The organism is Aquipuribacter hungaricus (genome assembly GCF_037860755.1).
GTDB lineage: Bacteria > Actinomycetota > Actinomycetes > Actinomycetales > JBBAYJ01 > Aquipuribacter > Aquipuribacter hungaricus.
In genome coordinates this window covers 1-6,220 of record NZ_JBBEOI010000208.1, presented here as the reverse complement: position 1 = coordinate 6,220, position 6,220 = coordinate 1, and the positions used below count along the sequence as shown (strand labels likewise).

At 74.6% G+C, this 6,220-nt stretch carries 6 protein-coding genes; 5 read left to right on the top strand and 1 reads right to left on the bottom strand.

Features of this window, described 5'->3' with window-relative positions; all coding sequences use genetic code 11:
- Positions 1-292 precede the first annotated feature (292 nt).
- The 4 genes from WCS02_RS16240 to WCS02_RS16225 all read left to right on the top strand — a co-directional run bounded on the left by WCS02_RS16240 (position 293) and on the right by WCS02_RS16225 (position 3,938).
- The gene (locus WCS02_RS16240) at positions 293-850 is read left to right on the top strand and encodes a PadR family transcriptional regulator (protein ID WP_340295125.1); all 558 of its coding nucleotides are present in this window, start codon (positions 293-295) and stop codon (positions 848-850) included.
- An 84-nt stretch (positions 851-934) separates the two neighbouring features.
- Positions 935-2,005, top strand: a complete 1,071-nt coding sequence (locus WCS02_RS16235; protein WP_340295124.1) for an inositol-3-phosphate synthase — start codon at positions 935-937, stop codon at positions 2,003-2,005.
- A complete protein-coding gene (locus tag WCS02_RS16230) occupies positions 2,002-2,466 on the top strand; it encodes a GtrA family protein (protein WP_340295122.1) in 465 nt (154 codons plus the stop codon). Before WCS02_RS16235 ends, WCS02_RS16230 begins: the two co-directional genes overlap by 4 nt.
- Before the next feature lie 140 nt (positions 2,467-2,606).
- The gene (locus tag WCS02_RS16225) at positions 2,607-3,938 is read left to right on the top strand and encodes an MFS transporter (RefSeq protein WP_340295120.1); all 1,332 of its coding nucleotides are present in this window, start codon (positions 2,607-2,609) and stop codon (positions 3,936-3,938) included.
- Between the two features lie 98 nt (positions 3,939-4,036).
- Here the strand turns inward: WCS02_RS16225 and WCS02_RS16220 are convergent, their stop codons facing one another.
- Positions 4,037-5,602 (bottom strand): CCA tRNA nucleotidyltransferase, encoded by a 1,566-nt coding sequence (locus WCS02_RS16220; RefSeq protein WP_376984477.1) that lies wholly within the window; start codon positions 5,600-5,602, stop codon positions 4,037-4,039.
- On the opposite strand from WCS02_RS16220, the gene WCS02_RS16215 reads away from it, so the two are divergent.
- A complete protein-coding gene (locus WCS02_RS16215) occupies positions 5,547-6,023 on the top strand; it encodes an NUDIX hydrolase (RefSeq protein WP_340295118.1) in 477 nt (158 codons plus the stop codon). The two genes, WCS02_RS16220 and WCS02_RS16215, sit on opposite strands and share 56 nt — an antisense overlap.
- Positions 6,024-6,220: the final 197 nt, after the last annotated feature.

Here is a 6,220-nt window from a genome sequence, read left to right as displayed (position 1 = left end):
GTCGCGCCGCGGGGACCGCTGCCGGGAGCACCGCCGGGGCCGCTGCCACGGGGACCCGGGGCAGCGGGCCGCGAGGGTCCGGCGGCACCCGCCCGGGGGACCGAGCGGCGCCCGCCGGGGCCGCGCGAGGAGTCGGGGAACAGGGGTCTGTCGGTTCCGGCCATCCCCGCCAGTATGACCGCGCCCGGTGGCGTCCCCGGCGACGCTGCGCCTATCGTGGCTCGCTACGACGTATCGACCCGATACATCGGTGCGGGAGGCCGCACGTGCCGAGCGCCCCGAGGAGGTCGTCGTGCCCCGCCGCACCGACGTCATCGAGCTCGCGGTGCTCGGCGTGCTCGAGGACTCCCCGATGCACGGCTACCACCTGCGCAAGCACGTCACCGCGCTGCTCGGACCGTGGCGCGCCGCCCTTAGCTTCGGCACGCTCTACCCGACGCTGCGCCGGCTCCAGGCGGACGGCTACGTGTCCGCCGAGGGCACCCGGGCCACGGCCACCAAGGTCGTCTACCGGGTGACCGAGCCCGGCCGCGCCCGCTTCCGGCAGCTCCTTGGCCACCCCGGCGCGAGCCTGTCCGACGACGACGCCTTCGGCGTCCGCTTCTCGTTCTTCGCCCGGCTCGACCCGGCCGACCGCCTGCGCGTGCTCGAGCAGCGCCGGGTCCGGCTCCTGGACCGTCTGGACGACGTGGCCGCCCGCGGCTGCGAGGACCCGACGGGCTCCCGCGACCCCTACCGCAGCGCCTGGGCCCAGCGGGGCGTCGCCTCCGTGGAGTCCGAGCTGCGCTGGACCGAGGCGCGCCTCGCCGCCGAGCGCGCCGGCGCGGACACCACCCCCGGAACCGGCTGAGCACGCCTGCACGGGGCAGAGACCGCACCACCCTCACCGCACCAGCCACGACCGGGCTCCCGGTCACGAACAGGAGAACACCGCATGGGTCCCATCCGTCTCGCCGTCGTCGGCGTCGGCAACTGCGCCTCGTCCCTCGTCCAGGGCGTCCACTACTACAAGGACGCGGCCCCCGACGCCGAGGTCCCCGGGCTCATGCACGTCGAGCTGGGCGGCTACCACGTCCGCGACGTGGAGTTCGTGGCCGCGTTCGACGTCGACGCCAAGAAGGTCGGCTTCGACCTGTCCGAGGCGATCGCCGCCAGCGAGAACAACACCATCACGTTCTGCGACGTGCCCCCGCTCGGCGTCCCGGTGCAGCGCGGCCACACGCTGGACGGTCTCGGCAAGTACTACCGCGAGACCATCGAGGAGTCCGACGCGGAGGCGGTCGACGTCGTCGCCGCCCTGCGCGAGGCCCGCGCCGACGTGCTCGTCTGCTACCTGCCCGTCGGCTCCGAGGACGCGGCCAAGTTCTACGCCCAGTGCGCCATCGACGCCGGCGTCGCCTTCGTCAACGCCCTGCCCGTGTTCATCGCCTCCGACCCGGAGTGGGCGGCCAGGTTCACCGAGGCCGGCGTGCCGATCGTCGGCGACGACATCAAGAGCCAGGTCGGCGCCACCATCACCCACCGCGTGCTCGCCCGGCTGTTCCAGGAGCGCGGCGTCGTCCTGGACCGGACGTACCAGCTCAACGTCGGCGGCAACATGGACTTCAAGAACATGCTCGAGCGCGACCGGCTGGAGTCCAAGAAGGTCTCCAAGACCCAGGCCGTGACCAGCAACGTCGACCACGACCTCGGCGCCCGGAACGTCCACATCGGCCCGAGCGACTACGTGCAGTGGCTCGACGACCGCAAGTGGGCCTACGTCCGCCTCGAGGGCCGTGCGTTCGGCGACGTGCCGCTCAACCTGGAGTACAAGCTCGAGGTCTGGGACTCCCCGAACTCGGCCGGCGTCATCATCGACGCCGTCCGCGCCGCCAAGATCGCCCTCGACCGCGGCCTCGGCGGCCCGGTCGAGGCGGCCAGCGCGTACTTCATGAAGTCCCCGCCGGTGCAGATGCCGGACGGCCCCGGGCGCCTCGCGCTCGAGGCGTTCATCGCCGGCGAGTGAGCCCCGTCGCCGGCCAGGAGCCCCGCGGCTCCTGGCCGGCCCGGGTCTACCGGCACTCCCTGACCCGGTTCCTGTTCTTCTCCGCGGTCGGCCTGACGTTCGACCTCACGGTCCTCGCCCTGATGGACGCCCTCACGCCGCTGCCGTACCAGGCCAGCGTGACGATCGCGTTCGTCCTCACGTACGCGCTGAACTTCTGCCTCAACCGGTGGTTCGCCTTCGACGCGGCCCACGGGCACGCCGGCGGGCAGCTGGGGCGGTTCCTGCCGCAGGTGGCCGCGGACTACGTCCTCGTCGTCTTCGGCGTCACGCTGCTCGTCGAGCTGGGGCTGCCCCTGCTCCCTGCACGGGTCCTGTCCGCGGCGACGAACGCGGTGCTCAACTACTGCGCGTACCGCTGGTGGACGTTCCGCGACGCCGGCACCGCCGGTCTGCCCGCGGACGAGCAGGTGGACGCGTGACGTCGAGGCCCGGCACGCACGTCGGGGCCGACGGGGCTCACGGGGCTCACGGGGCTCACGGGGCTCACGGGGCTCACGGGGCTCACGGGGCTCACGGGGCCGACGGGGCCGCGGGCGGGCGCGGCCCGGGGTTCGGTGCGGTGCTGCGGCAGGGGGCGTACCGCCGCCTGCTCGCCGTCCGGGTGAGCAGCCAGGTGGGCGACGGGGCGTTCCAGGCCGGCCTGGCCAGCTACATCCTCTTCAGCCCGACCGAGACCGCGACCGCCCCCCTGGTGGCGGGCGCCCTGTCGGCGACGGTCCTGCCGTTCACGCTCGTGGGTCCCTTCGCGGGCGTGCTGCTGGACCGGTGGTCGCGCCAGCGCGTCCTGCTGCTGAGCAACCTCGTCCGGGTGGTGCTCGCCGCGGCCGTGGCCGCGCTGGTGCTGGCCAGCGGCGGCGAGTTCGGCGGCGGGCTGCTCGTCGGTCTGTACGCCCTGGTCCTCGCGGCGCTGACGGTCAACCGCTTCATCCTCGCCGGGCTCGGGGCGGCGCTGCCCAAGACCGTCGACCGCTCGTTGCTGGTCACGGCCAACGCCATCACCCCGACCGTGGGGACCGGGGCGTTCGGTGCGGGCTTCGGGCTGGGCTTCGGCATCCGCTTCCTGCTCGGCGCCGGACCCGCCACCGACGCGACCGTGATCGCCACCGCGGCCGTGCTGTTCGGCACGTCGTCGGTGCTGGCGCTGCGGATCGGGCGCGGCGCGCTCGGGCCGGACGAGCGGACCGGGGCCAGCGCCGCGCAGGCGCTGCGCGCGGTCGTCCAGGGCCTGCGCGAGGGGGCGTCGCACGTCTGGCACCGGCCCGGTCCCCGCGACGCGATCGGGGTGATCGGTGCCCACCGCTTCGCCTACGGCCTGTCCGTCATCGCCACGTTCCTGCTCGCCCGGGGCTACCTGGCCGACGACGCGCAGTCCGGTCTCGGGGTGCTCGCCCTGGCCGGCGGGGCCGCGGCGGGCGGCGCCCTGCTCGCGGCCGTCCTCACGCCGTCGGCCGTGCCGCGCCTGGAGCGCTGGCGTGCCGGGCGGCCCGGTCCCCGCCTCGCCGGGCTCGACCGGTGGGTGGTGCTCGCGCTGCTCGTCGCCTGCGCGGTGGAGATGCTCTACACGCTCGGGGTCGCCGTCTGGTCGCTCACCGCAGGGGCCTTCGTCCTCGGCCTGGCGGGCCAGGTCGTCAAGATCGCCGCGGACACCCACGTCCAGCGCGGGGTCGACGAGTCCTTCCGCGGCCGGGCGTTCTCGCTGTACGACGTGGTCTTCAACGCCGCCTTCATCCTCGCGGCGGCGCTGGGCGCGCTCGTCGTCCCGGACGACGGCTACTCCCGGCCGCTGTACGCCTTCATCGCCCTGCTGTACCTGGTCGTGGCCGTGCTCTACCTGCGCGCCTGCCGCCGGGCCGCCAGGCACGGGGTCGCTGCTGTGCCCACAGCCGGCTGACCCGCCCGCCCGTCCACAGACCCCCCGGTGTGGCCCGGGGGCCGCACCGTCCGGTGCGGGAGCGTCGCGGGATGCAGAGGACGAGCGGCCGGGCAGACCTAGGCCCGGGACTCCGGCTGCTCGGCCCACCAGCGGCGCAGCTCGGCCTCGGCGGCCTCCGGCGGGAGAGGCCCCTGGTCCATCCGCACCGCGAGCATGTGGGTGTAGGCCCTGCCCACCAGGGGGCCGGGGGCAAGGTCGAGCAGCCGCATGATGGCCGTCCCGTCCAGGTCGGGCCGGACCGCCTTGAGAGACTCCTGCGCCTGCACCTCGGCGATGCGCCGCTCGAGGTCGTCGTAGGCCAGCCGGAGCCGCTGCGCCTTGCGGGCGTTGCGGGTCGTGGAGTCCGAGCGGGTGAGCCGGTGCAGGTGCTGCAGCAGCGGGCCGGCGTCGGTGACGTAGCGCCGCACCGCGGAGTCCGTCCACACCCCGTCGCCGTAGCCGTGGAAGCGGAGGTGGAGCTCGACCAGGCGCGACACGTCCTTGACGGTCTGCTTGTCGAAGCGGAGGGCGCGGAGCCGGGCGGCCGTGAGCTTGGCGCCGACCACCTCGTGGTGGTGGAAGCTCACCCCGCCGCCGGGCTCGAAGCGGCGCGTCCCCGGCTTGCCGACGTCGTGCATGAGCGCCGCGAGACGGAGCACCAGGTCCGGCCCGGGCACGACGGCGTCCGGGTCGCGGTGGTCGCCCTCGAGGGCGATCGCCTGCTCGAGCACCGTGAGGGTGTGCTCGTAGACGTCCTTGTGGCGGTGGTGCTCGTCGACCTCCAGCCGCAGCGCGGGCAGCTCCGGCAGCACGTGCTCGGCCAGCCCGGTGTCCACGAGCAGGGTGAGCCCGGCCCGGGGGTCCCGGCCGAGCAGGAGCTTGACGAGCTCGTCGCGGACGCGCTCCGCGGACACGATCGACAGCCGGTCGGACATGGCCGTCATGGCGGCGAGCGCGGCCGGGTCGGGCGTCATCCCCACCTGCGAGGCGAACCGGGCGGCGCGCATCATCCGCAGCGGGTCGTCGCCGAACGAGCGCTCCGGGGTGCCGGGGGTCCGCAGCCGGCGCGCGACCAGGTCGTCCATGCCGCCGAACGGGTCGACGAACTCCAGGTCCGGCAGCCGGACGGCCATGGCGTTGACGGTGAAGTCCCGCCGCTCGAGGTCCTCCACGAGCGTGTCGCCGAACACCACGACGGGCTTGCGGGTCTCCCCGTCGTAGGCGTCGGTCCGGTAGGTCGTGATCTCCACGGTGTGCTCGCCCCGCCGGGCGCCGATGGTGCCGAAGTCGCGGCCCATGTCCCAGGTGGCGTCCGCCCAGCCCGTGAGCACCCGCTCGACCTCGTCGGGGCGCGCGTCGGTGGTGAAGTCCAGGTCGTTGACGGCCCGGCCGAGGAACGCGTCCCGCACCGGCCCGCCCACCAGGGACAGCTCGTGACCTGCGGCGACGAAGCGCCCGGCGAGCTCCCCGGTGACGGGGGCGAGGCCCACGATGGCCGCCGTGGCACGACGCAGGGCGGCAGGGCGGTCTTCGGGCACGGCGGTCAGGGTGCCACGGCCCGCAGCGCGCTCGCCGTACCCTGCTGCGATGACCCCGCCGCCCACGAGGACCGAGGTGTCCTCCGGCGGGCTCGTGGTGGACATGGCCACGGACCCCATGCGGGTGGCGGTCATCTGCCGCAAGAACCGCTCCGGACGGCTCGAGTGGTGCCTGCCCAAGGGCCACCTGGAGGGCGCGGAGACGCCCGAGCAGGCCGCCGTGCGCGAGATCGCCGAGGAGACCGGCATCGACGGGCGGGTGCTGGAGTCGCTCGGGGCGATCGACTACTGGTTCTTCGCCGACGGGCACCGCATCCACAAGACCGTGCACCTGTTCCTCCTGCAGGCCCTCGGCGGCGAGGTGACGGTGGAGAACGACCCGGACCACGAGGCCGTCGAGGCGGCGTGGATCGGGCTCGACGTCCTCGAGGAGCGCCTGGCGTTCCCCAACGAGCGCAAGGCCGTCCGGCTGGCGGTGGAGCGGCTCAACGGCTCCGTCGGCGCCCGGATGCGCAGGAACGGGTGAGGCGGCGCCACCCCGTGGCCGCGTCGGTCGCCCTCGTCGTGGGGTCGGCCGTCCTGGTGTCGGCGCCGGCGGCCTCGGCCGCTGCTGGTCCTGGGGCCGGTCCTGTGCCTGCTGCCGCGACGGGGCCTGCCGCCGCTACGCCTGCCGCTGCCACGGTGCCTGCCGCCGCCGCTGCGCCTTCCGCCGCCACCGCGCCT